Origin of the sequence: Clostridium sp. C1 (assembly GCF_018223625.1) — a bacterium.
In the GTDB taxonomy this organism is placed as follows: Bacteria; Bacillota_I; Bacilli_A; order Erysipelotrichales; family Coprobacillaceae; genus Allocoprobacillus.
The window spans coordinates 1613186-1637971 of sequence record NZ_CP073631.1 but is presented as its reverse complement, the minus strand read 5'-3'; the positions used below and the strand labels follow the sequence as shown (position 1 = coordinate 1637971).

Below are 24786 nucleotides of genomic sequence, written 5' to 3'. Positions count from 1 at the left end.
CGTTAGAATAATTTTACGTGATATTTACTTTGTTTTCTGTAGATTATATGCTATAATGTGAAATGTTTCAGTATGCATGAAAGGAGATTTATTCATGGCAAGTAAAAAACAAGAAATTAGAAAACAAATAAAAAAGAAAGAAGCCAAAGAATTGGAAGAACTTGGATTAAATCCGAATGCTGAAATTGTGGATTTAAATGATGATTTAGGTGAAGATGTTGTTGTTGAAACATTTGATGATGTTGTGAAAAAACCACAACAGCCTATTGAATTTAAAACAACACCACAAAAAGAGAAAAAAGGATTATTTGGTTCTATCAAAAAGGCTTTTTCACAGGATAATAAAATATTAAAGAAACTTGAAAAACAGGCTTTACAGATTATGGATCTGGAACCTCAATATCAGGCGATGAGTGACGAAGAATTGGCTCATCAAACAGAACTTTTTAAAGAACGCCTAAAAAACGGAGAAACATTGGATGATATCTTGGTTGAAGCCTTTGCAACAGTACGTGAAGCAGCATATAGACGTTTAGGTTTAAAAGCTTTTAAAGTGCAGCTGATGGGTGCCATTTCTTTACACAATGGTGATATTGCGGAAATGAAAACAGGTGAAGGTAAAACTTTAACATCTATTTTTCCGGTTTATTTAAATGCTTTAACTGGAGAAGGAGTTCACGTGGTGACTGTCAATGATTATCTGGCAGAACGTGATAAAACAGATAATGGAAAAGTTTATGAGTTTTTAGGTTTAACAGTAGGACTTAACAAACGTGAACTGACAAAAGATGAAAAAAGAGCTCAACATGCGTGTGATATTACGTATACAACAAATGCTGAACTTGGATTTGATTATTTAAGAGATAATATGGTCACACGTTTGGAAGATAAGGTTTTAAGACCATTGAATTTTGCGTTGGTCGATGAGGTTGACTCTATTTTGATTGATGAATCAAGAACTCCATTGATTATTTCTGGTGGTAAGAAAAATACAGCTGCTTTATATGTTCAAGCTGATAAATTTGTAAAATCTTTACGTGAAGAAAAAGATTATGAAGTTGATATTGAAAGTAAAACAGTCGCTTTAACAGCCGAAGGAATTAATAAGGCAGAAAAGGCATTTAAAATTCAAAATTTATATGATCCTGAACATACAGCTTTAGTTCATCATATCAATCAAGCATTGAAAGCTAACTATACAATGAGTTTAAATGTTGAATATATGATTGCGACAGAAGATGGAAGTCATGATATTCGTAATGCCAGTATTATGATTATTGATCAGTTTACAGGTCGTGTGATGCCAGGTCGTGCTTATAGTGATGGGTTGCATCAGGCACTTGAAGCTAAAGAAGGTGTTCCTATTAAAGAGGAAACTGTCACTCTAGCAACTATCACTTATCAAAACTTCTTCCGTTTATTCAATAAATTAGCAGGGATGACAGGAACTGCCAAAACAGAAGAAGAAGAATTTAGAACAATCTATAATATGCGTGTTGTAGAAATTCCAACGAATAAACCTGTGATTCGTGATGATAAACCAGATTTGGTTTTCGCAAAACAATCTGCTAAATATAAAGCAATTTGTGATGAGGTAGAAAGAAGACATAGCTATGGTCAACCTGTGTTATTAGGAACTGTTTCAGTAGAAACTTCTGAATTATTAAGTAAGATGTTAAATAAACGAGGAATTAAGCATAATGTCTTGAATGCAAAAAATCATGCGAAAGAAGCTTTGATTATTGAAAAAGCAGGTGTGATGGGTGCAGTCACTATTGCGACAAACATGGCTGGTCGTGGTACGGACATCAAATTAGGTGAAGGTGTACCGGAATTAGGTGGATTGATGGTTATTGGTAGTGAAAGACATGAATCAAGACGTATTGATAATCAGTTAAGAGGTCGTTCTGGTCGTCAAGGAGATCCTGGGTGTTCATTGTTCTTTGTTTCATTTGAAGATGAATTAATGCAAAGATTTGCGAATGAAAAGATGAAGGAAAGAATGGGTTCTTTCTTAGAAGATGAAGCTATTGAAAGTAAGATGGTAACAAAATCAATTGAAAATGCTCAAAAACGTGTTGAAGGACAGAACTTTGATATTCGTAAGCAATTATTACAATATGATGATGTGATGCGACAACAACGTGAAATCATGTATAAAGAACGTGATGATATTATGTCACAGACTGATTTAGGTCCAATTGTGAAAGGAATGTTTGAACAGGCGGTGGAAAATACTGTTCGTCAGTTTACAAAACATGATGGTAAAAAAGAACATGTTGATGTTGATGGTGCATTAAATTATATTTCTAAAAACTATATGTTATTAGCTACTTTAGTTGCTAAAAATAAAGATGTTGTAGAACAAGATGCTAAAAAATTAACAAATAGTTTATCTGAAATTGTTTATTTGCAGTATCAAAATAGATTTAATAAAGATTTACCAGCTGAAATTAAATTAGATTATGAAAGAAGAATTTTATTAGGTGTCATTGATCATACATGGATCAATCATATTGATGCTATGCAAAAATTAAGAAATGGAATTTACTTACGTGCTTATGCACAAAGAGATCCACTTCAAGAATATACTGAAGAAGCCTTTTATATGTTTGAAGAAATGACAAAATCAATTTCTCAAGATATTACAAGAAACATTGTTCATATGGGTATTGCTCCTGGTAGTGAACAGGAAAAACAGATTCCATCAGTGCAAATTGAATTGGAGTTTAAAGCAGATTAATGGAATTATATGAAATGAAGGATGGGCTTGAAAAAGCCCGTTCTTTACTCAAGGAACTTTTTGTTTCTATTGATATTGAAGGTTTGAAAAGAGAAATTGAAGGTTTGACAGTACAAACAATGGATGAGAATTTCTGGAATGATCAAGATCATGCCAGAAAGATATATGATCAATTAAATGAAATGAAAAAGAAAGTTGATACATATGAGTATTTGGTAAAAACTTTAGATGAGTTAGAAGAAACCTACCAGTATGTCAAAGAAAATGATGATGCTGATTTTAAGGCTGTTTTAGATGAAGATTATGGTGTTTTTGAAAAAGAAATGAATGATTTTGAAAAAACATTGTTATTTTCTGGTCAATATGATCATCATAACGCCTTGTTAGAAATTCATCCTGGTGCTGGGGGAACAGAGTCACAGGATTGGGCTGCCATGTTAATGCGTATGTATCAAAGATATGCAGATAAAAAAGGTTGGAAAATAGAAGTCTTAGATTATTTGGATGGTGAAGAAGCAGGATTAAAATCAGTAAGTTTACGTATGATAGGTTATAATGCTTATGGGCATCTTAAAGCTGAAAAAGGTGTTCATCGTCTGGTACGTATTTCACCATTTGATGCATCCAAACGCCGTCATACATCATTTGCTTCGGTTGATGTGATGCCAGAATTTGATAACGATATCGAAATTGAAATTGATCCACATGATATTCGTATTGATACTTATCGTGCTTCTGGGGCTGGAGGACAGCATATTAATAAAACAGATTCAGCGATTCGTATTACTCATCTTCCTACACATATTGTTGTGACATGTCAATCACAGCGTTCACAGATTCAAAACCGTGAACAGGCGATGATTATGTTGAAATCTAAATTATATCAGTTAATGTTAGAAAAACAGGCACAGGAGCTAAGTGAGATTAAAGGAGAACAAAAAGCGATTGAGTGGGGTAGTCAAATTCGTTCTTATGTTTTACATCCTTATTCGATGGTAAAAGATAATCGTAGTCAATATGAGTCAAATAATCCTAAAGCCATTTTAGATGGAGATTTAGATGACTGTATATATGCTTATTTAAAATCACAAGTAAAGGAGGATGACTAATGCATCAGGCAAAGCATCTTTTACGTGATACAATCATTGTCATTATTGGAAATTTGATACTTGCCTTTGGTGTTGCAGTTTTTGCAGTCCCTTCAGATTTAATTGTTGCTGGAGCAACTGGGATTGCTTTGATTGTCTGTGAATTTATTTCGGTCAATTATGCTACAGTTGTCTTTGTCATCAATATGGCGATGTTGTTACTTGGATTTATTGTTTTAGGTAAAAAATTTGCTGCAGGAACGATTTTAAGTTCGATTATATTTCCGTTTTTTCTGGCGATGTTTGAATCTATGCCACAATTACAGCACTTGACATCAGATATGTTATTATCGACAATTTATGCTGGATTATTTACCGGACTGGGATGTGGTATCGTTTTTAGAATTGGTTATAGTACTGGGGGAACAGATATACCACCCATTATTATTAATAAGAAATTTCATATTTCGTTAGGTGTCTGTGTTTACTTGTTTGATGTTGTTGTATTATTAGGACAAGCTTTCTTTACAAGCTTTGAAGGTATCTTATATGGAATTATTACCGTCTTTATTACAGCTATTGTCTTAGATAAGGTCACTATCTTTGGTGAAAAGAATTTACAGGTATTGGTGATTTCAGCACATCATGAAGAAATTGCAGAAGCTATTTTTAAGGAAATTGATAGGGGATGCACCTTTGTCAATGTGACAACAGGATATTTCCATGACCAACAAAAAGCTGTTCTTTGTGTTGTCAATAATCGTGAATATCCTGTGATTAATGATTTGGTCATGACTATTGATCCAACAGCATTTATTATTGGTAGTGAAATTCATAGTGTCAAAGGTAGAGGATTTACTTTACCTAATATTGATTTGGATAAACAAAAAAGAGATCATATTTTATAAAACAGCAATATTTTTATTGCTGTTTTTAAATCAAGTAAAAGTTAATAGGTCTATAACAAATAAGATAACGACTTATATCAGTTTTGATGAATATTTTTTAATAAATGAATGTGAATGATTTTGATAATATAATTTCAAACGAAGTTAATAGTGAGCATTGTAAAGGAGAAATGGTTTATATGAATACAGATATTATTGATAAAAAGGATGGTTTTGTTATACGTTTAGCTAAAGAGGATGATGCAATCAATTATTATGAACAAAATTATTGTCCATTAGATAAGGAAGTAGCACGATTGACAGGGTGTAAAGAAGAATTTACAAAAGAAGAAGTCATATCTTTTTTTCTAAAATCAATCAAAGCAGATGATAGATATTTCTTTTTAATTATAGCACCCAATGGAGCAATCATAGGTGAAAGTGTAATCAATGAAATTGATTGGAATTTGAGGTGTGCTAATTTTCGAATTGCTCTTTATCAACAGACAGAAAGAGGAAAAGGCATTGGTACATGGGCAACAGAAATCACTCGAGATTTTGCTTTTGAAAAATTGAAATTACATCGTTTAGAATTAGATGTGTATTCATTTAACCCTAGAGCAAAGAGAGTATACTTAAAGGCAGGATTTAAGCGAGATGGTGTTTTAAGAGATGCTATTATGGATGGTGATAGTTATGCGGATGATATTATAATGTCTATTTTAGAAGATGAGTGGAAAGCATTAAAGCAAGGAAAATAACAAAATTCTTATTCTTCATATAAAAACAATCTCAATGTTTATTCATCCATTGAGATTGTTCCATAATCATAAATAATTTCTTCCTCATAAGCAGGAAAACTTTCCATCATATTTTTATAATCTTGATAGTAGTGATATGTTGTCCATAATACATAAACAAGGCTTATAATTATGAGAGGAACGATGATAAAAGAACTGTATTTAATAATCTTTCGTGATTTCATATGTGTAATCACATAGTGGTCATCATAATGCTGATAAAAGAAAATAATAATATCTTCAGGAAGACCAAAACGTTCAATATAATCTTGATACGTGGCTTCTAAATGAGAGTTTTCATATTCGTGAAGTCTGATCTTTATTAATTTAAGAAATTCTTTTTCATGAAGATTATGTAGTGGGAAAGATTTATAAAGTTGGTGATAATATTTTTGGGTGATAGGATTTTTAAATTTCTGTTTTTTCATTTTGAAATAAAACCTCCATTTCTTGATGAATATGCTGATACTCTCTTTTTAATGTTGTATAACGCGAACAACCAGCTTCTTCGATATGATAGATGAGCTGCTGATGATAGCTATGAATAGAAATCATCTGTGTTTGACTGAGAAAGTACAATGAAGTTAAAAGTTCTCCTTCAATAACTGTAAAATGCTTTTTAAGAATATCATAGATCTGATCACTAGATAAATCTTGTTGTTTTAAAAGATGTAAAATAATAATCTCTAATTTTATAAATTGTGCGATATGCATATATTTTCTCCTTTTTGATGAATGAGTTGTATTAATGATTGAATAGAAGGGTTTAGAATTTCATTCTGTCTTGTAATCATTGTTAAATCTGTTTTTAAATTGTCATCTTCAATAATAACATTGATGAGTTGAGGATCATATAAAAATGATAAAATGCTTTGGGGAACAATCGCAATGCCTAGACCTGCTTTGGCCCATTGCAAGGAGGTTCTGGAGTCATCGCAGGTGACTTGAATATGAGGATGAAAATGCAAATTTAAACAATAATCAGTAATGAGTGAAAGATAACGCTGATGAATAATGAGTGGTTTATTTTGATAGTCAGACATATGTGTCATTTCTGGATTTAACAAGGTTGATTTCCCTATGGCTACCATTGGTTCTCTTAAAAAGGGCTGACAGTCAAGTTGACTTTGATCAAAAGGCGTACGTACAATCCCTAAATCAATATGATGTGATAATAATAAATCAATAATTTCATAGGTACTCCCTTCATAAATGCGAAAAGAAAGTTGAAAAAGAGAAGGATTCTGGGAAAGATATATAGGAAGAATGCTGGAGTTGGAAGAAGTAATGCCAACTCTTAGGACTTCATTTTGCATATCTTGAATTTCATGAAAGGTCATTTCATTTAAAGAAATCATTTGTAAGCTTCTTTTATAAAAAATCTTACCTGCCTGTGTTAATTCAACCTTACGATGTCCTCTTTTTAATAAGGTCACACCTAATTCATCTTCTAATTGTTTAAGCTGCATAGATAAAGGTGGTTGTGCCATATGTAAAGTTTGGGCAGCTTTGGAAATGGTACCTTCCTCAACAATTGTTTTAAAATAAATCATTTGTTTAATATCCATGTTATCACCATATTTTAAAAGTATAAAAATTATATTTTATATATATTATACATATAATACATTTTTCGCTATAATAAATCAAGAAAGGATGATCAAGATGTGGATGAAATATCTAAAACCTTATCGTAAACAGGCAATTATTGGTTTTTTATTTAAATTAATTGAGGCTTTTTTTGAATTGATTGTTCCTATTGTCGTTGCCGATATTATTGATTATGGGATTGCGGCTAAAGATCAACAATATATTTTACATAAAGGGATTCTATTATTTATTTTGGCTATTTCAGGATATAGTTGTGCTTTGGTATGTCAATATTTTGCTTCAAAGACTTCTCAAGGATTTGGGACATATTTAAGAAATGATATGTTTAAAGCAATTAATGCTTATGATTATGAAAATATAGATAAAATTGGAATTCCATCATTGATGACACGTATTACCAATGATACGAATCAATTACAATTAGCTGTTGCGATGACGATTCGTCTAGCTTCACGTTCACCATTTTTAATTATAGGTTCATTAATCATGGCTTTTCGTATTAATGTATCAATGTCATTGATTTTTATTTGTGCAGCGCCTTTGTTAGCTTTATCTATTTATCTTGTGATGTCACGTTCTTTACCTTTGTATTTAAAGATTCAAAAACAATTAGATCATGTTTCATTGATTTGTCGTGAAAATTTAGCAGGAATACGTGTGATTCGTGCATTTTCTAAACAAAATCAAGAAAAAGAACGTTTTCATCAAGCTACACAAAAACAAAAAGATATGCAGATGCGTGTAGGAAAATTATCAGCACTACTCAATCCTAGTACGAGTGTGATTGTGAATTGTGCGATTTTAATGATTTTGTATGTAGGAAGTTTAAAGGTCAATAGTGGAACACTTTTACAGGGAGAAGTCATTGCATTAATCAATTATATGAATCAGATTTTATTATCTATGTTTGCCTTTGCAAATGTTATTGTCATTTATAACAAAGCGACAGCTTGTTATAAACGTGTGAAAGAAGTATTGTCTATTCAACCCGTTATTCAAGATGGTTTGCAGAAAATGGATCATCATGAAGGAGCATTGGTGACTTTTGATCATGTCAGTTTTTCTTATCAGGGAAGCCATGCTTTAAGTGATTTATCATTTTCTATTGAAAAAGGGGAAACTGTTGGAATTATTGGGGGAACAGGGTCTGGAAAGTCAACATTGGTGAATTTAATTCCCCGTTTTTATGAAGCTTCACAGGGGCAGATTTATATTAAGGATAGGCCTATTCAAAATTATTCTTTACAATCTTTACGACAAATGATAGGTTTTGTACCACAACAGGCATTGCTTTTTACGGGAACAATTAAAGATAATATATGCTTTGGAAAAGAAGATGCCAGTGATGATGAAATCATTGAAGCCTTAAACTTGGCACAGGCATCATTTGTAAAAGAGTGGAAAGATGGTATTTATAGTCATATCACACAAGGTGGTCATAATTTATCTGGCGGGCAAAAGCAACGTTTAACAATTGCGAGAGCATTAGTGAGAAATCCTGAACTCTTGATTCTTGATGACAGTGCCAGTGCGTTGGATTTTGCGACAGATGCTGCTTTAAGAAAAGCCATTGCATCGTTACCACAAACAACAATTATTGTATCACAGCGTGTCAGTGCCATTATGTATGCAGATAAGATTCTTGTGTTAAGTCATGGAGAATTGGTAGGAATAGGAAAACATGATGAATTATTGGAAAACTGTGAAATTTATCAACAAATCGTTCATTCTCAGTTATCAAAGGAGGTGGCATCATGAATCGTCAAACCATAGGTCGTTTACTATCGTTTTGCCGACCTTATATGAAATATTTATATTTTGCGTTGATTTGTTCTTCAGGACAGATTATTTTTACATTGTTGATTCCTGTATTTATTGGTCAGGCTGTTGATCATATTATTGGAAAGGGGCTTGTTGAGTTTGATTTGCTTTTTCAAAAGATGTTATGGATTTTGATGAGTGTAATCATTGCTGAAATATTCGACTGGATGGTTGTCAGATTATCAAATCGTATGACCTATTCTATCACCAAAGATTTACGTGATCAGTTATTTCAAAAGTATTCAACATTACCTTTACGATATATTGATCAACATGCACATGGAGATTTATTAAGTCGTATGATTAATGATATTGATTTAATTGGCGATGGTTTATTACAAGGCTTTACTCATTTGTTTAATGGTATTGCGACAATTATTGGGACAATCTGTTTTATGTTATATATTCAAACAACAGTTGCTTTGATTGTTATTGTATTAACACCTTTATCGCTTGTTGTTGCTACAATTATTGCCAATAAAACATATAAGTTTTTTCAGGAACAACTAGCTTTAAGAGGAGAACTGGGTGCTTATGTAGAGGAAATGATAGGTGGAGTCAAGGTGATTAAAGCTTTTGGGTATGAACAAAAAAATCAGGAACGTTTTGAAGAAATTAATCAACGTGTTTATGTGAGTGGTGTCAAATCACAGTTTTTAGGGGCTTTAGCCAATCCAAGTACTAGAGTTGTGAATAATATTGTCTATGCCAGTGTTTGTATAGCGGGTTCTTTATACGTGATTGCAGGATATATGACAGTAGGAGCTTTATCAAGTTTTTTAAGTTATGCCAATCAGTATACCAAACCATTTAATGAAATTTCTAACGTGTTTACTGAACTTCAGACAGCTCTTGCCTGTGCCACACGTGTTTTTCATTTGCTTGATACACCATCAGAGCCTCAGCAGTCAAAAACACAGACTCTTGCTCATCGAGAAGGTCATGTTCAAATTCAAAATCTTGCTTTTTCCTATGATCCTAACAAACCATTGATTGAAAATTTAAATGTTGAAGCTAAACCTGGTCAAACGATTGCGATTGTTGGACCAACAGGTTGTGGAAAAACAACATTGATTAATTTGTTGATGCGTTTTTATGAACCCCAACAAGGTCAAATTCTGATTGATGGAATCAATATTCAAAATATGAGTCGTGAATATGTACGCAGTCTTTATGGGATGGTTTTACAAGACTCATGGCTGTTTCAAGGAACGATTAAAGAGAATATTGCCTATGGTCAAAAAGCCAGTGATGAAGAAATTATTGCAGCTGCTAAAAAAGCACATGCTCATAAATTCATCATTCAATTAAAAGATGGTTATGATACACTCATTAGTGAGGATGGAGGAAATCTTTCTCAGGGTCAAAGACAACTTCTTTGTATTGCCCGTATTATGCTTGTTAAACCACCTATGCTGATTTTAGATGAAGCCACAAGTTCTATTGATACCCGTACAGAAAGACAGATTCAAGAAGCCTTTGATTTGATGATGAAAGGAAGAACAACTTTTATTGTGGCTCATCGTTTGTCAACGATTCAAAAAGCAGATCAGATTTTAGTAATGAATCATGGTCAAATTATTGAACAAGGAAAACATGAAGAATTATTGGAACAACATGGTTTTTATCATCATTTATATTATAGTCAATTTGATATACAAAAATAAAAACACGAAAAATCGTGTTTTTATTATCGAGAAATCATTTTTCTTAATTTGGTTTTATTTATAAATCTTGTAGGAAAACTATAATCTTTTTGAGCATAGACAAAGGTTACTTTGTTGTTGTAGGTATAATTGACTTTTTTTAGTTTACGATAATCTATTAACATTCTTCCAACCATCAAGTTTTTACGTCCAACGAGGACAATCGTTGAAGCAAAGTAAGCATAAACAACAGAGATGAATGCAATAATATTTATACCATTATGGAAAAAACTCATATTAGAAGTTATTAAACCATAAATGATTAAAATGATTCCACCAACAGTTGCGATAAGATAAACAAGTGTGAGAATAGTATAAAAAATATATCCTCCCGTATTTAAACAAAGTTCTAAAGAATGATCTTGTTTACGACAACGGAAAAATGTAACAAGAATATTAACAATAGAATATGTAAACCATAAAAAAACAAGTCCTAAGATAAATGATAAGATTAATGAAACAACATCAAGCATAAATTCAAACTTCCTTTCATACCTCTCTATTATACATATAATTTTGCTTTTCGACTAGGAAAAAATGAAAATATGTGAAATCTTTATGAATTTTTATTATAATAGACACTAAGGAAGTGAAATTATGGATCAAAATTTAATAAGTACTGAAAAGAAAACAATAGAAATCAATGAAGTAGATGATATGGGAGAATACTTTTTTCATCATCTTTTGAATCTTTTTTCTCAGATTGCGACTGTGAATGCAATGAAAATTGGTGTCTGGAATCAAGCGATGATGTCCCAATATGGATGGGTGGTCGCCAAACAATATTTACATTTAGATGAACCTATTCGCTATCAGGATGAAATTGAATTATCAACAACAATTTCAAAAGGATCATTTGTATCTTTTCCAAGATATTATTATATAAAAAAGAATCAAAAAGTGATAGGAACATGTTCTTCTGTCTGGACATTATTAGACATTCAAAAAAGAAGAATGGTATCACCACAAAAGATTGGTATTATTTTTCCCGAAGTTTCTAAAGAACCATTATTAGATTTACCACCAATGATTCAAAAAAATCTGGAAATGACATATATCAAAGATCGTGAAGTTTTATATAGTGATGTTGATATCAATCAACATATGAACAATACACGTTATATTCAATGGGCATTGGATTTGATTGATTTTGATAAACATCACCAATGTTATATCCGTGATATCAATATCCAATATCGTAAAGAAATTAGACCTCGTGAAATGGTTAAACTTTTTATGGGGGAAGATGATCATCGTTATTTGATTGAAGGTAGAAATGAACAGGATGATGTTTATTTTACGATAGAAATTTATTTTTTTGATAGATAATTTTCATAATATGAAAACATTTTTCATTTATTTATGGTATGATAAGCATGTCCCAAATATCTATAATCGTATTCGTTTTCCCGTAAGAATACAAATAGAAAAGAAAAGTTGTCATTGTGACAACTTTTTTTCTACGATAAATCTTTATGTAGCCATTTTCCACGTTGTTGACGATAAAGTAATAAGAGTCCTCTCACACAAAGTTCAATACACATTGCTAACCAGACACCATATAACCCCATTGTTTGCACAAGAATAACGGATAAGGTTAAACGTACGCCCCAGATACTCAATAGATTGAGTAAACTTGGAATCAGTGTATCACCAGCTCCACGTAAAGCTCCAGAAGCGACAATGGATACACCATAAAGAGGTTCAGCTAATAATTCAATTCTTAAGACATTGGTCGCTAAAGTTTGGGTCTGCAAATCAGGAGTTAAGATTTGAAAAACAAAAGGAGCAATAAAGAACATAATAATCGCAATTATACCCATAATGATGGCACCAAATGCGATTGTGAAATTAGAAAAGGATTTAGCGAGTTCTTTTCTTTTCGCACCCATGCATTGACCAACTAATGTTGTGGCGGCTGCCTCAAGACCATAACCGGGCATATAACAAAGACTTTCGGCAGTGACAGCGAATGAATGGGCAGCTATTGCAATTGTTCCTAATGGGGCAATAATTTTTGTAGACATAATCATAGCTCCACAAATAGCAATATGTTCAAAAGCCAAAGGTGTGCCGATTGAAAAAGCATTTTGAAGGGTGTGTTTTTCTAAAAAGAAAGGTTCATTTTTCTTGAATTGTAATAGAGGAGAGCGAGATGTCGTATACCAGAAATTGATAATCGCAATGGTGAGTTGGGCAAAAGCTGTTCCTAAAGCGGCTCCAACGACGCCGAAGTAATGAATAAAAATCAAATTATAGATAACATCTAAACCACACATCGCAGCATTGAGAAAACTTGGTATTTTCATATTCCCACTACATTGTAACATGGATGAGCATAAACTGTTCATTTGGAGAATAGGCAGACTTAAAGTAAAAACAAGAAAGTAAGCTGAAGCATCATTAAAGATGATAGGATCACATCCTAACCATTTTAATAAGCTATGATTGACTAGAACTCCTAATCCTAAAAGAATAGAAGAAAAAATCAATGACGTTATAATTGCTAATCGAAAAGTCCTGCGTGCTTTTTGATTTTGATTAGCTCCAATGAGTTGAGCAACCTGCACTGCAAAGCTTGTTGCCATAGCAGAACATAATCCACTTAACAACCAGCTACTTGTGGAAACAATGCCAATCGAAGCTGAAGCATTAGGTCCCAGATGACCGACCATTGCAGCATCGATATATTGCATAAGAATAGATGATATTTGTGAGAGAATGGTAGGAATACTTAATTGAATGATGATATTTATTTTTTCTTTCTTTGTCAGAATTGTTTGATTTTTTATGACTTCAGTAAAATTTTTTGACATATAATTCCTCCCATCTTTTGAAAACTATTTTTATTATACAATATTTCATCGCTATGTTACAATGAATGGGGAGGAGAAATGATGGAAAAAGAACTTTCAATGATTCACATTTATGAAAACAATCAGCTTATTGGATATGGTGGCAATCAGGAATGGTTTGAAGATTCATGGGCACAAAAAGCAGGATGTGCCAGTGTTTTAGCAAGTCATCTTTATACTTATTACTTATCTTTGCATAGGCTTTCTAAAAAGGAATTTTTAAAAATCATGAATATTATGTATTCGTATTTTACACCGGGAAGACATGGATATCCATTTTTATATAAATTTGCGAGAACTTTTTGTCAAGTGATGCAAAAGCAACATATTGATTTAAAACCTGTATATTTAAAAAAACCTCAATCCTATCAACAGGCAATGAATTTTGTAAAAAAGAGTATTGATGATCATCATCCAGTATGTTTATTAATTTTATTTCATCAGGCTCCTGAATTAGAAGATGATAATTGGCATTGGGTCTGTATTACAGGTTATAAAGAAGATGATGATCAAGAAATGATTATTTTTTCTGATTGTGGTCAAAGACGTGAAATTGATGCTCATATTTTATTTGATATTAATGATGTGAATGTATTGAAAATGGTTACAATGAAAAAGGATCCTCAAAATTGAGGATCTATTTTTTGAATGATTTGTTTGATATCCAAACATGGAGGACATGTGAATAAAAGTTTTTTTTGTGTTATAGGATGAATCATTTCTATTTGATAAGCATGTAATGCCTGATGATTGATAAGTGATGAAGGATGACCATAGAGTCGATCGCCTAAAATAGGATGCCCAATAGAAGCCATGTGGACTCTAATTTGATGCTTTCTTCCACTTTCCAAAACACATTCAACGAGTGAAAGGTGATTTTGACAGCTTATAGCACGATAATGAGTTATAGCATCTTTACCATGAGGATGAACAATCATACGTTGTTGATGATGACGATCACGTCCAATGGCCTGATGAATCGTATGCCATTGATAATCTTTAAATTGACCTTCTACGATTGCCAGATAATGACGTTTAATTTTCTTGACTGAAAGTTGATAATCTAATAAAGGCTGAATAAAATGACATTTCACAAAAATCATCAGTCCACTTGTTTCATAATCAAGACGATGAATGAAACGGACAGGAAGATTGTAACCTTGTTGATGATAGTAACCACTGACACGATGTGCTAAAGAATTTATATCTTCTTGATGAGCAGGAAAAACCTGTAAAAAGGGAGGTTTATTGACAATCAACAAAAATTCGTCTTCAAAAATAATATCTAAATCTTGATAAACGGGAGCATACATGCCGTCATCTTTTGAAAAAGCTTCTAAGAAAGTTATCTGATCACCTTTAATGAGAACTGTAGATGGGGCAACATAGCGATTATTGACAAGATATAATTTATTTTGTTTCATTAGATGGATTGTTTTTTTGGATAAATGGAACTGTTGAAATAATTCTAGAATAGATATAGGTGAATCAATAAACAGAGTTAAATCAGAGTGGCGAATTTGATATTTCATAAAACTTGATAAACTGTAATACGAATATCTATTGTTGCATCAAATTCACCTAAAGTTTCTAAAACATGACGACGTTCTTTTTTGATATGATAGTAGTGTGGGGTCATTTGGAGAAGGTTTAAAGTATCTTCTCTATTTTTTAAATGAATTGTTTGTTGATAGTCATAGCTTTCTACAATTGAAAAGGGTAATCGAATATATTGATCAGATTTGATTTTGATTTCATCATAAATAAGTTTTTTAAATTCAACTAAATGATAAGGATTGGCAGTTACATGAATAATATATCCCTTTTCTTTTAAACAACGTTTTAATTCTTGAATGTTGACAACCGTAAATAATGCAGTAATGACATCTAATGAATGATCAAAGATAGGAATATTTTTTGAGTTTCCAACAATCCAATAGATATCTTTGGTATATTTTGTGGCCATTTGTATTCCTACTTTAGATATATCTAGACCATAGATTGTAGAATGATCATGAAGCATTTCTTTCATACGATATGTGTAATATCCTTCACCGCATCCTAAATCTAAAAGCTGACGAGGGGAATGAGTATATTTTTGAATGCAGCGAATCACCTCGTTTAAAATACCATCATAATATCCCTTATTAAGATGTTGTTGACGACAAAGTAGACTTTCTTTATTATCACCGGGATTATTCGTTGCTTTATCTGGATTTAATAAAAGATTGATATACTTTTGTTTGGCTATGTCATAACAATGGCCATTGTGACAACGATAACTTTTCCCATCAAGTGTAAGTGGTTCATGACATTTTGGACAAGCAAGATAATGCATAGACTTCCTCCTTTTTTTGTGCATTATAACATGTTTTTGATGAAATAAAAAGCTTTCAACAAGAGAATATGAGGATGTATGAATGAAAAAGAGATGATATAATAATAGAATAGGAGGGATACTATGGGACTGAGTGATCAATTAGAAAATGAAACATTATATACAAAAACAGAATTAGAAATTATTCTCTATATTAAAAATAATCCACAATCTATTATTCATATGACCATTGGTGAACTGGCACAGGCTACATACTCATCTAATGCTACTATTATAAGAACATGTAGAAAGTTAGGTTATCATGGTTTTAGAGATTTCAAGATAGATTTTATGAAACATATAGAATCATTAAAGTATGTTAAACAAGATATTGATTTTTCATTCCCATTTCAAAATGATGAACCGACATGGCAGATTATTAATAATATTGCTAATGTCTATAAAGAAAGTATTGATCTTATTAATAGTGAGCTTCATATTGATGAGTTAGAACAGATTGTTGATTTATTAGACAAAGCGCAAAGAGTTTTTATTTATGCGATTGGTGATTCAAAAATTACTGCTATGAGTTTTACAAATAAACTGATTAAAATTGGGAAGTTCTTTTATATTGCAACTGAAAATAGAGAAGAAATTTCTTTTTCAATGGCAGCAACTCCTCAAGATGTGGCATTGTTTATTACTTATTCTAAACAGGATGTTTATCGTGATTCATTAAGAACATTATTATATAATCATGTTCCCATCATTACGATTACATCTAACGCTGATGATATCTTGTTTCAATATAGCCGTTATCATATATTGATACCACATAAAGAAAATAATGAAAAAATAGCGACATTCTACTCCCAAATATCTTTTCAATATGTTTTGAGTATACTTTATTCTTTGTTGTATAAAAGACATCAAAAAAGAAAATAGACACAATATCTATTTTCTTTTAAAACGATTGATGTAAAATTTCTTTAATATCTTCCTCTTTTTCTATATCAAAGATATGTAATGTTAAAGAATTAAGTTGTTTCTTGTTGCTTCGTTTGATTTCTTTAATAGTATCTTTTGATAAATTTCCAAACTTCTGATTCAATTGTTTAATAAGTGTCGTCATGATTCCTTCATTACGTCCAATTCTTTTTCCTTCATTTCGTCCTTTTTTTCTAATTCCTAATACATAGTCACTCATATTCGTTGCCCCTTTCTTTTTTTCAATCAACTGATAAATACGTTCATCATGAATCAATGTCCCTAATAGACATGCTACTTCATGGCTGACTATAAACTTTTCTGGTACCTTCTTCTTTGCATAAAGAACCTTCAGTCCTGTAATCAGATCTTTATTGTCCTTGTTTTGAAATCTTGTTTCATCCAGCTTTACCATTTCTACCAGCGGATGAAATTCAACATTCATGTAACGTCTTAAGTGTCTGATACTTCGATTCATCATCTGCTTATAGCTTCTGGCATAGTTCCATTTCCTTTCGCCATAATAGATAGCCAAAGTCATGACACCATTGATTCTTTCATGAATGTTCTTTTCATAGATATGATACTGTCTAAGATAGCTGAGATAATCATATTCCATGATTCTTTGAAACATCCCTTTATCTGCATAGGACTGATGTTCCAGTCCTATGATGCATTGCTCTCCATTCAGGCTCACAAGAAGCAGATGATCTCTTGTACGCTTGATTGTTTGACCATTGGACAGGAAAACACCACTGCTGTTGGAATCAAGGATAATGATATCCTGAGTGTCAAGCATCGTTTGTCCATCAAAGAGAACAACATTCAAAAAATCAGCCAGACGTTCATGATTGAGAAAATAGTTGTAAATGCGTATGTCAAAAAGATTCTTGAAATCCGTCATAAAATAGCCCTCCTATTATATATATACGCATTTTTTTGACAGATTTCTTTTTTTACTTTCAATTTTTTTATCTTTATAAACATTATATCACATAAATTGCTTAAAGCATATATGATAATAAAAAATTTCTTTAAGAACAAAGATATGCTCTTAAAGAAAAATGATTTATTTTAAGTTTTGAACACCTGTTTCCAAGATTTTCATTTGTAAAAGTGTTTGTTCATGAGTAATGATTTGAGGTTGTCCATTGACGATACAATCATAAATTCCATCATAAACTCTGGCATAATCACCCGCCACTGTTGGGACTTTTTCTTCATGGTATTGACCATTATCATCAATATATGTGAGAACACCATAATGAATAGGCAAATCTTTTCCGAAATCTGCATGATCTGGCATATAGAATAATTTTAAATGTTCTTCTTGTCGATCTTTTGTTTGTTTGATAAACATTCCTTTTTTTCCATAAACAACAAAGCTTGGTCTTTCTTTAATTCTAAAATAACTTGATTTTACAGAAATTTTTAAAGTTCCATAGTAAAGGTCTAAATCAAAATAATCATTCATTCTTCCATCACCAAGTAATTGTCTGACATCATAATGAATATCATCAGGTTTTCCAAAATAAGAAATCACCTGATCTAAAGTATGGCAACCATGACCATATAAATAAGAATTTGCTGGGTCAAATTCATGTGCCTTTTCAGGAACTTCAGGTCTATAATAATCAAAATGCATTTCTAATTCTAATAAGTCACCAAGTTTTCCACTTTCAATCACTTTTTGAACTGTTAAAAAGTCACTGTCATAGCGTCTATTTTGATAGGCTGAACAATATAATCCTTTTTGCTTAGCCAAAGCAAAAATTTCCTGTGCCTGTTGGCTATTTTCCATAAATGGCTTTTCTACTAAACAATGCTTACCTGCTTCTAAAACCATTTTAGCATATTGATAATGAAAATGATGAGTTGTACATACAACAATCATATCAATGTCAGTATCATGAAGTAATTCATTCACATCTTCAGTATATTCTACACCATCAATGGCTTCCCATAAATCATGGTGAACATGAATATCAAATATTCTTTTGATGATAAACTTTTCTGGTCTTTGTAAAACAAAAGGAATATGGTAACGATTTGCACTTTTTCCATTTCCAACATAACCGAGTACTAATTTATTGTTGATCACTATCAAAAACAACTCCTTCCTGTTTTCTACCTTTTTCCATAACACTGGCTACATCTAAACTCAATTTTAACATGTTTTGAGCTTTATCAAAATCTTTTTCATCAATTATTCTTTGAAAAGCTTGGAATTCATAATAAAGACGATGTTCATCTTTAGAAAATTCATATTTTGTACTTAACCCATTATTATCAATAAGCGTATATTCAGTGAGCTGATTCATTGGAGTATTGATGACGATGACACCTAAATCACCTTGAATCGTAGAAGTGATAGGAGCTTTACAGTCTTTAGCACCAATCGAAATAGCTTGGAAATGAGGATATTCTAAAACCATAATGCCACTTGTATCAATACCCTTTTCAATATTAGCATAATAATGATTGTCTACAGGTTTTCCAAATAGTCCGATAATCGCGTGTAAGTTATAGACATTTAAATCCATTAAAGCACCTCCAGCTTTATGATAATCAAAAGCTGGTAAAATCTGTCCTTGCTTAAATGCATTATAGCGCGAAGAATATTGACTATAATTGAAATTTAAGATTTTTATTTGTCCTATTTTTGAAAGTGTTTTTTGAAGTGACTGATAAGCAGGTAAATAATGGATATTCATGGCTTCTAAGACAATCACATGATATTGTTGACTTAAAGTGATTAAGTCTTGTAATTCTTGTGTATTGGCACATATTGGTTTTTCAATAATCACATGTTTTTGATGTGTTATGGCCTTTTTAGCAAAACTGTAATGTAAATGATTAGGTAAAGCAATATAAATTGTATCTACATCACTTTTTAAAAGTTCATCATAATCATAAAATGTCTGATCAAGATGATACTTTTGACATAATTGTTCTGTTTCTTCTTTGGTTTCTAATGTTCCTAAAAGATATGTCTTTTCAATATGAAGTTTTTGATAAGTTGTCATTAAATCCTTAACAATCATACCTGTTCCTAAAATACCAAGTTTCATAAATCTTCCTTCTTTCTTTTTAATTCTTTTAAACAATCAACAATGATTTGATGATCTTGATCATGTTGTAATCCTGATACGATACAGCAACCTATGATTTCATCATTCACTATAAGAGGAAAACCACCACCACATATAGCCATTGAATCATCATCTAAATACTTATCATATTGATGGTTTGTTTCCTGACAAGTCCAGATATAATAGGAAGAATGTTCAAACATCTCAACTGTTTTTTGTTTACGATTTAACCATTCCTCACCATTTTTTCCATTCATCAAATACTGAAATACAATATCATGGTTTAAGACAATACGAATACGCAGGGGTTTTAAGTTTTGTGTATTGACTTTATCAACAAGCATTTGTCCTAAATGATAAGCATCTTCATGATCAAAAGATATAAAAGATAAATCTTTTTCTAATTGGAGTAGTTCTTCCATCTTTCATCACCTCAATAGAATTATGACATAAAAGCAATAAAAGATAAATAAACAAGACGATTTTGAAAATAAAGTTCATCAATCATGAATCAATGAGAAAAAATAATGAACTTTTTATAACAAATGATAAAGGAAAAGGATTTTCATTTTGAGTAAAATCAAGTAGAATAATGATAAGGAAGAAAGGAGTATATTATGGGATTATTTAAAAAGAAAAAAACAGTTATAGATTATGATGCTGTTTTTAAGGAACAATATAAATCTGTGAATCAGTTAACACAACAGGCTCATCAGGAAATGGACTATGTGATTAAAGAATCTTTATATGAAGTCATTGTTGAAAAATATCGTGAATTGATTGAATTGATTGATCAGGGTGCTCATTTTGATAAAGAACATTTTGAAGCATTAAAAGATAATGCAATAAAAGAACTGCAATCAATTCATCAGATCAATGAAATGAATACATAGATGAATATTCAAATTATTGAAAAAGTAATAGATGTCTTTAATCAGTATGGTGATACAATTAGATTTGATATTGAACGTTTTGAAGAAGTTTTAAATGATTTAGCTTTTAATATGATGGATGAGTGCTATCTTGTTGTCTTGGGAATGAAGCTGGGTGTTTTTGAAGCTATGATTTTTGATGAAGATTTTGAAATGTCCAGATATGTAGATTATTTATGTCAGTATGCTTCATTAAAGGAAGAAGAAGCTTTATTTATGGTGAGTGTCTATGCACACTTAATAGAAAGTATTGGTTATTATTTTGAGATTCCTGATATTGAAAACTTTTTAAGACAGGCTTATCAAGAACAAAATTTTTCTCATCTTTATGTTTTGGCAAGAACTTATTTTTTAGGATTTGGAGTCACACAGGATTATGAAAAGGCTTTTGAAATCTTTTCGTATTTGCATGACAATGGTATTTTAGAAAGCTGTTATTATCTGGGATATATGTATGAACATGGTGATGGAGTTGAACAAGATATCGCAAAGGCACTGGCTTATTATCGTGAACAATGTGATAGTCAATCATCATTAAGACTGGGCTTATTTTATATGTATGGGCAATATGTTGAACAAGATAGCAATCAGGCGATGCATTATTTTTTGAATAGTCATGAAAAGGAATCTTATTTGTATCAGGGGATTTTATTAGAAAGACAAAAAGACTATTCATCTGCTTTTCAAGCTTATTTAAAAGGAGCTAAATGTTTTCAAAAAGATTGTTTATATAAAACAGGTTTGTTGTTGAAACTGGGATTAGGTGTGGAATTGAATATGGAGGATGCTATTCATTATTTGACATATGGATATTATCTTTTACATGAAGAATGTGCTTATGAACTGGCTATGCTTTATTTTGATGGTGTGGCGTTGAAAAAAGATGTCAAAAAAGCCCTTCAATATTTACATCAGGCAGCAAGATTAAATAGTTATGAAGCCTGTTTATTGTTGAGTCAATTTTATGAACTGGGACGTTATGTCAAGAAGCATCATGGTTATGCACTCTCTTATTATCAACAAGCTCAAATGATTAAGGAGGGGAAAGAAAAAGCATATGAAATTATATAAAAAAGGAGATGAAACGTCTTATACTCTAGGTGTTTTTCCAACAATTGAATTATTAATACAAAAACCAGAGATGGTCAAAAGAGTTGTTGTTCATTCATCTATTGAACAAAATAAAGGCTATCCAGTTATTCAAGACTTATGTGAAAAGTATCATATTCAAATAGATGTTCATGATCGGACTATTGAAAAATTAAGTCCTAAAAATAATTGTTATGCGATAGGTGTTTTTCAAACTTATACATCTTTATTACACAATGGGAATCATGTTGTTTTAGAACATCCTATGGATATGGGAAATATGGGAACAATTATGCGTACAATGCTTGGCTTTGGATATAAAGATTTAGTCATTATTAAACCGGCAGTAGATATTTTTGATCCCAAAGTGATTCGTGCTTCAATGGGAGCTATTTTTCATTTGAATATTGCTTTTTATGATACATTTGAAGATTATCATACCCAATTTTCAAAACGAGAATTTTATCCTTTTATGTTGAAAGGAGCACAAAACATTCATCAAGTGAAGGCTGTCAAGCCTTATAGTCTTATTTTTGGTAATGAGAGTCATGGATTGGATGATCGTTATTTAAATTATGGTCAAAGTGTGTTTATTCCTCATAGTGAGGATATTGATTCATTAAATCTATCTATGGCTTTGACAATCGCATTATTTCATTTTTCAAAAGAACAATGGGAAGGAAAAGAGGTATTAAAAGAAAATGTATGATTTTGATAAAGTGATTGAAAGGAAAGGAACAAACAGTATTAAGTATGATCGTGAAAAAGCTCAAGATCCACGTATCATCCCAATGTGGGTAGCAGATATGGATTTTGAAACATTGCCTGAAGTCAAAGAGGCTTTAGTGCGTCGTGCCAGTCATGGTGTTTTTGGTTATGCTACGCCAACAGAAAGTTATTATCAGGCAGTCATTAACTGGATGGAAACACGCCATCAATTCCATGTTGAAAAAGATTGGATTGTGACAACATCTGGGGTTGTAGGTGCTTTAAAATTGGCAGTTAGAGCATTAACACAAAAAGATGATGCGATTTTGGTTATGAAACCTGTATATTATCCTTTTGATGCATCTATTCAGTTGAATGGACGACGTGTTATTGAATGTCCATTAATACTAAAGGAAAATCATTATGAATGTGATTTTGATATTTTTGAAAAACAGATTATTGATCATGATGTCAAAATGTTTATTTTATGTAATCCACATAATCCTATTGGAAAGGTATGGACAAAAGAAGAACTTTATCAAATAGGGAAAATATGTCAAAAACATCATGTCTATGTTGTCAGTGATGAAATTCATATGGATTTTATCTATTCAGGACATCAACATATTCCTTTTTATAATGTTGATCCTGCTTTTGGTGATTTTAGTATTATTTGCAGTGCACCATCTAAAACATTTAATTTAGCAGCTTTACAGACATCAAACATTATCATCAAAAATAAAGATATGCGTGAAAAGTTTCAAGATGAAAAAAATGCTTCTGGTATGAGTGATCCTAATATTTTTGGTTTAGAAGCATGTGAGGCTGCATATACTTTTGGAGCTAAATGGGTTGATGAATTATTAGTTTACTTAGCTGATAATATTCAATATATGAAAGATTTCTTTAAAGAAAGATTACCACAGTTAAAGGTGATCTCACCAGAAGGATTATATCTTGTCTGGGTAGATATGAGAAGTTTAGGATTGAATAAAGATGAATTGGAAACATTGATGTTAGAAAAGGCACACCTATGGTTAGATGAGGGTTATATTTTTGGAACTGGTGGAGATGGTTTTGAAAGATTTAATGTTGCCTGCCCTCGTTCAGTATTAAAACAAGCCCTGGAACAATTAGAAAAAGCTATAAAAGAATGATAAAAAAGAGAATTATTATGGAAATTTATTGAAAATCAGTGTATGATATATTTGTAAAAAAAATGTAAAGGAGATTTGAATTATGGGATTAGTTTCAGCTAAAGAAATGCTTGATAAAGCAAAAGCAGGTCACTATGCTGTTGGTCAATTTAACATCAACAACTTAGAATGGACAAAATCAATTTTATTAACTGCAGAAGAATTAAAAGCACCAGTTATTTTAGGAGTTTCTGAAGGAGCTGCAAAATATATGACTGGTTATAAAACAGTTGCAGCTATGGTGAAAGCAATGGTTGAATCTTTAAATATTACAGTACCAGTTGCTTTACACTTAGATCATGGTAGCTATGAAGGAGCTAAAGCAGCATTAGAAGCAGGTTTTTCTTCAATTATGTTTGATGGTTCTCATTATGGAATCGAAGAAAATATTGAAAAAACAAAAGAAATCGTTGCTTTATGTCATTCAAAAGGTGTATCAGTTGAAGCAGAAGTTGGTTCAATTGGTGGAGAAGAAGACGGAGTTATTGGTAAAGGTGAAGTTGCCGATCCTAAAGAATGTAAAATGATTGCTGATTTAGGAGTTGATTTCTTAGCAGCAGGTATTGGAAACATTCATGGTAAATATCCTGAAAATTGGGAAGGTTTAGATTTTGACGCATTAGATGCTATTCAACAAGAAACAGGAACTTTACCATTAGTACTACATGGTGGTACAGGAATTCCTGCAGATATGATTAAAAAAGCTATCACATTAGGAGTTTCAAAAATCAACGTTAATACTGAATGTCAATTATATTTCCAAGAAGCAACTCGTAAATATATTGAAGCAGGTAAAGACTTAGAAGGAAAAGGATTTGATCCACGTAAATTATTAGCTCCAGGTGCTGAAGCTATTAAAACTTGTGTTAAAGAAAAAATGGAATTATTTGGATGCATTGGTAAAGCTGAATAAAAGAAAATATATGAAAATGTATTCATAATAAAAAGATGGAA

Annotated in this window: 25 protein-coding genes; 14 read left to right on the top strand and 11 right to left on the bottom strand. The window is 31.5% G+C overall.

Going from position 1 to position 24786, the window contains the following annotated elements; all coding sequences use genetic code 11:
* Positions 1–94 precede the first annotated feature (94 nt).
* From secA to KEC48_RS08885, 4 genes are all read left to right on the top strand, one after another.
* The gene (gene secA, locus KEC48_RS08900) at positions 95–2743 is read left to right on the top strand and encodes a preprotein translocase subunit SecA (RefSeq protein ID WP_087358400.1); all 2649 of its coding nucleotides are present in this window, start codon (positions 95–97) and stop codon (positions 2741–2743) included.
* Positions 2743–3852, top strand: a complete 1110-nt coding sequence (gene prfB / locus KEC48_RS08895; RefSeq protein WP_087358398.1) for a peptide chain release factor 2 — start codon at positions 2743–2745, stop codon at positions 3850–3852. The genes secA and prfB overlap by 1 nt, the downstream gene beginning before the upstream one ends.
* On the top strand, positions 3852–4739 hold the full coding sequence (locus KEC48_RS08890) for a YitT family protein (protein ID WP_087358396.1): 888 nt from the start codon (positions 3852–3854) through the stop codon (positions 4737–4739). The genes prfB and KEC48_RS08890 overlap by 1 nt, the downstream gene beginning before the upstream one ends.
* 179 nt (positions 4740–4918) lie before the next feature.
* The gene (locus KEC48_RS08885) at positions 4919–5479 is read left to right on the top strand and encodes a GNAT family protein (protein WP_211961991.1); all 561 of its coding nucleotides are present in this window, start codon (positions 4919–4921) and stop codon (positions 5477–5479) included.
* A gap of 38 nt (positions 5480–5517) precedes the next feature.
* Here KEC48_RS08885 and KEC48_RS08880 read toward each other — a convergent pair whose 3' ends face one another.
* From KEC48_RS08880 to KEC48_RS08870, 3 genes are read right to left on the bottom strand one after another with little or no spacing between them, the layout of a single operon-like run.
* Positions 5518–5946 carry a DUF6120 family protein gene (locus KEC48_RS08880; protein WP_087358392.1) on the bottom strand — a complete coding sequence of 143 codons (429 nt, stop codon included), beginning with the start codon at positions 5944–5946 and terminating at the stop codon, positions 5518–5520.
* Positions 5927–6232 (bottom strand): hypothetical protein, encoded by a 306-nt coding sequence (locus tag KEC48_RS08875; RefSeq protein WP_087358390.1) that lies wholly within the window; start codon positions 6230–6232, stop codon positions 5927–5929. The genes KEC48_RS08880 and KEC48_RS08875 overlap by 20 nt, the downstream gene beginning before the upstream one ends.
* Positions 6211–7086: a LysR family transcriptional regulator gene (locus tag KEC48_RS08870; RefSeq protein ID WP_211961990.1), complete on the bottom strand. Its 876-nt coding sequence runs from the start codon at positions 7084–7086 to the stop codon at positions 6211–6213. The genes KEC48_RS08875 and KEC48_RS08870 overlap by 22 nt, the downstream gene beginning before the upstream one ends.
* An 88-nt stretch (positions 7087–7174) precedes the next feature.
* On the opposite strand from KEC48_RS08870, the gene KEC48_RS08865 reads away from it, so the two are divergent.
* Both KEC48_RS08865 and KEC48_RS08860 read left to right on the top strand, forming a co-directional pair.
* On the top strand, positions 7175–8887 hold the full coding sequence (locus tag KEC48_RS08865; RefSeq protein ID WP_211961989.1) for an ABC transporter ATP-binding protein: 1713 nt from the start codon (positions 7175–7177) through the stop codon (positions 8885–8887).
* Positions 8884–10617 (top strand): ABC transporter ATP-binding protein, encoded by a 1734-nt coding sequence (locus KEC48_RS08860; protein ID WP_087358384.1) that lies wholly within the window; start codon positions 8884–8886, stop codon positions 10615–10617. The genes KEC48_RS08865 and KEC48_RS08860 overlap by 4 nt, the downstream gene beginning before the upstream one ends.
* Before the next feature lie 23 nt (positions 10618–10640).
* Here the strand turns inward: KEC48_RS08860 and KEC48_RS08855 are convergent, their stop codons facing one another.
* Entirely contained in the window at positions 10641–11129 is a 489-nt protein-coding gene (locus KEC48_RS08855) for a hypothetical protein (RefSeq protein WP_205089562.1), read from the bottom strand.
* A gap of 124 nt (positions 11130–11253) precedes the next feature.
* Here KEC48_RS08855 and KEC48_RS08850 point away from each other — a divergent pair, with 124 nt between their 5' ends.
* On the top strand, positions 11254–11985 hold the full coding sequence (locus KEC48_RS08850; RefSeq protein ID WP_211961988.1) for an acyl-ACP thioesterase domain-containing protein: 732 nt from the start codon (positions 11254–11256) through the stop codon (positions 11983–11985).
* A 131-nt stretch (positions 11986–12116) separates the two neighbouring features.
* Here KEC48_RS08850 and KEC48_RS08845 read toward each other — a convergent pair whose 3' ends face one another.
* Complete coding sequence (locus KEC48_RS08845) at positions 12117–13472, bottom strand: MATE family efflux transporter (protein WP_087358378.1); 1356 nt, start codon at positions 13470–13472, stop codon at positions 12117–12119.
* 81 nt (positions 13473–13553) lie between these two features.
* On the opposite strand from KEC48_RS08845, the gene KEC48_RS08840 reads away from it, so the two are divergent.
* Positions 13554–14144, top strand: coding sequence for a hypothetical protein (locus KEC48_RS08840; RefSeq protein ID WP_205089565.1), 591 nt, complete (start codon positions 13554–13556; stop codon positions 14142–14144).
* Here KEC48_RS08840 and KEC48_RS08835 read toward each other — a convergent pair.
* Together KEC48_RS08835 and KEC48_RS08830 are read right to left on the bottom strand one after the other, a co-directional pair.
* Positions 14135–15043: an RluA family pseudouridine synthase gene (locus KEC48_RS08835; protein WP_087358373.1), complete on the bottom strand. Its 909-nt coding sequence runs from the start codon at positions 15041–15043 to the stop codon at positions 14135–14137. The two genes, KEC48_RS08840 and KEC48_RS08835, sit on opposite strands and share 10 nt — an antisense overlap.
* Positions 15040–15849: a putative RNA methyltransferase gene (locus KEC48_RS08830; protein WP_087358371.1), complete on the bottom strand. Its 810-nt coding sequence runs from the start codon at positions 15847–15849 to the stop codon at positions 15040–15042. Before KEC48_RS08830 ends, KEC48_RS08835 begins: the two co-directional genes overlap by 4 nt.
* 123 nt (positions 15850–15972) lie before the next feature.
* On the opposite strand from KEC48_RS08830, the gene KEC48_RS08825 reads away from it, so the two are divergent.
* Entirely contained in the window at positions 15973–16773 is an 801-nt protein-coding gene (locus KEC48_RS08825; RefSeq protein WP_087358370.1) for a MurR/RpiR family transcriptional regulator, read from the top strand.
* Between the two features lie 19 nt (positions 16774–16792).
* Here KEC48_RS08825 and KEC48_RS08820 read toward each other — a convergent pair whose 3' ends face one another.
* The 4 genes from KEC48_RS08820 to KEC48_RS08805 form a co-directional block, all read right to left on the bottom strand.
* Positions 16793–17719, bottom strand: a complete 927-nt coding sequence (locus KEC48_RS08820) for an Rpn family recombination-promoting nuclease/putative transposase (RefSeq protein ID WP_211961987.1) — start codon at positions 17717–17719, stop codon at positions 16793–16795.
* 165 nt (positions 17720–17884) lie between these two features.
* The gene (locus KEC48_RS08815) at positions 17885–18919 is read right to left on the bottom strand and encodes a Gfo/Idh/MocA family oxidoreductase (protein WP_249191434.1); all 1035 of its coding nucleotides are present in this window, start codon (positions 18917–18919) and stop codon (positions 17885–17887) included.
* A complete protein-coding gene (locus tag KEC48_RS08810) occupies positions 18903–19886 on the bottom strand; it encodes a Gfo/Idh/MocA family oxidoreductase (protein WP_211961986.1) in 984 nt (327 codons plus the stop codon). The genes KEC48_RS08815 and KEC48_RS08810 overlap by 17 nt, the downstream gene beginning before the upstream one ends.
* Positions 19883–20329, bottom strand: coding sequence for a heme-binding protein (locus KEC48_RS08805; protein WP_087359010.1), 447 nt, complete (start codon positions 20327–20329; stop codon positions 19883–19885). The genes KEC48_RS08810 and KEC48_RS08805 overlap by 4 nt, the downstream gene beginning before the upstream one ends.
* A gap of 195 nt (positions 20330–20524) precedes the next feature.
* On the opposite strand from KEC48_RS08805, the gene KEC48_RS08800 reads away from it, so the two are divergent.
* From KEC48_RS08800 to fba, 5 genes are all read left to right on the top strand, one after another.
* Complete coding sequence (locus KEC48_RS08800; protein ID WP_211961985.1) at positions 20525–20800, top strand: hypothetical protein; 276 nt, start codon at positions 20525–20527, stop codon at positions 20798–20800.
* Positions 20801–21910 carry a tetratricopeptide repeat protein gene (locus tag KEC48_RS08795; protein WP_205089390.1) on the top strand — a complete coding sequence of 370 codons (1110 nt, stop codon included), beginning with the start codon at positions 20801–20803 and terminating at the stop codon, positions 21908–21910.
* Positions 21897–22637, top strand: coding sequence for a TrmH family RNA methyltransferase (locus tag KEC48_RS08790; RefSeq protein ID WP_087359004.1), 741 nt, complete (start codon positions 21897–21899; stop codon positions 22635–22637). Before KEC48_RS08795 ends, KEC48_RS08790 begins: the two co-directional genes overlap by 14 nt.
* Complete coding sequence (locus KEC48_RS08785; protein ID WP_211961984.1) at positions 22630–23793, top strand: MalY/PatB family protein; 1164 nt, start codon at positions 22630–22632, stop codon at positions 23791–23793. The genes KEC48_RS08790 and KEC48_RS08785 overlap by 8 nt, the downstream gene beginning before the upstream one ends.
* Positions 23794–23875: 82 nt before the next feature.
* Entirely contained in the window at positions 23876–24745 is an 870-nt protein-coding gene (fba, locus tag KEC48_RS08780) for a class II fructose-1,6-bisphosphate aldolase (RefSeq protein ID WP_205089388.1), read from the top strand.
* Positions 24746–24786: the final 41 nt, after the last annotated feature.

Coding starts and splice junctions, on each gene's coding strand:
- KEC48_RS08865 (WP_211961989.1), top strand. CDS start 7,175: ATGATCAAGATGTGGATGAAATATCTAAAACCTTATCGTAAACAGGCA.
- KEC48_RS08810 (WP_211961986.1), bottom strand. CDS start 19,886: ATGAAACTTGGTATTTTAGGAACAGGTATGATTGTTAAGGATTTAATG.
- fba (WP_205089388.1), top strand. CDS start 23,876: ATGGGATTAGTTTCAGCTAAAGAAATGCTTGATAAAGCAAAAGCAGGT.
- KEC48_RS08855 (WP_205089562.1), bottom strand. CDS start 11,129: ATGCTTGATGTTGTTTCATTAATCTTATCATTTATCTTAGGACTTGTT.
- KEC48_RS08830 (WP_087358371.1), bottom strand. CDS start 15,849: ATGCATTATCTTGCTTGTCCAAAATGTCATGAACCACTTACACTTGAT.
- KEC48_RS08845 (WP_087358378.1), bottom strand. CDS start 13,472: ATGTCAAAAAATTTTACTGAAGTCATAAAAAATCAAACAATTCTGACA.
- KEC48_RS08785 (WP_211961984.1), top strand. CDS start 22,630: ATGTATGATTTTGATAAAGTGATTGAAAGGAAAGGAACAAACAGTATT.
- KEC48_RS08860 (WP_087358384.1), top strand. CDS start 8,884: ATGAATCGTCAAACCATAGGTCGTTTACTATCGTTTTGCCGACCTTAT.
- KEC48_RS08800 (WP_211961985.1), top strand. CDS start 20,525: ATGGGATTATTTAAAAAGAAAAAAACAGTTATAGATTATGATGCTGTT.
- KEC48_RS08795 (WP_205089390.1), top strand. CDS start 20,801: ATGAATATTCAAATTATTGAAAAAGTAATAGATGTCTTTAATCAGTAT.
- KEC48_RS08825 (WP_087358370.1), top strand. CDS start 15,973: ATGGGACTGAGTGATCAATTAGAAAATGAAACATTATATACAAAAACA.
- KEC48_RS08880 (WP_087358392.1), bottom strand. CDS start 5,946: ATGAAAAAACAGAAATTTAAAAATCCTATCACCCAAAAATATTATCAC.
- KEC48_RS08870 (WP_211961990.1), bottom strand. CDS start 7,086: ATGGATATTAAACAAATGATTTATTTTAAAACAATTGTTGAGGAAGGT.
- KEC48_RS08890 (WP_087358396.1), top strand. CDS start 3,852: ATGCATCAGGCAAAGCATCTTTTACGTGATACAATCATTGTCATTATT.
- KEC48_RS08805 (WP_087359010.1), bottom strand. CDS start 20,329: ATGGAAGAACTACTCCAATTAGAAAAAGATTTATCTTTTATATCTTTT.
- prfB (WP_087358398.1), top strand. CDS start 2,743: ATGGAATTATATGAAATGAAGGATGGGCTTGAAAAAGCCCGTTCTTTA.
- KEC48_RS08835 (WP_087358373.1), bottom strand. CDS start 15,043: ATGAAATATCAAATTCGCCACTCTGATTTAACTCTGTTTATTGATTCA.
- KEC48_RS08820 (WP_211961987.1), bottom strand. CDS start 17,719: ATGACGGATTTCAAGAATCTTTTTGACATACGCATTTACAACTATTTT.
- KEC48_RS08840 (WP_205089565.1), top strand. CDS start 13,554: ATGGAAAAAGAACTTTCAATGATTCACATTTATGAAAACAATCAGCTT.
- KEC48_RS08850 (WP_211961988.1), top strand. CDS start 11,254: ATGGATCAAAATTTAATAAGTACTGAAAAGAAAACAATAGAAATCAAT.
- KEC48_RS08875 (WP_087358390.1), bottom strand. CDS start 6,232: ATGCATATCGCACAATTTATAAAATTAGAGATTATTATTTTACATCTT.
- KEC48_RS08885 (WP_211961991.1), top strand. CDS start 4,919: ATGAATACAGATATTATTGATAAAAAGGATGGTTTTGTTATACGTTTA.
- secA (WP_087358400.1), top strand. CDS start 95: ATGGCAAGTAAAAAACAAGAAATTAGAAAACAAATAAAAAAGAAAGAA.
- KEC48_RS08790 (WP_087359004.1), top strand. CDS start 21,897: ATGAAATTATATAAAAAAGGAGATGAAACGTCTTATACTCTAGGTGTT.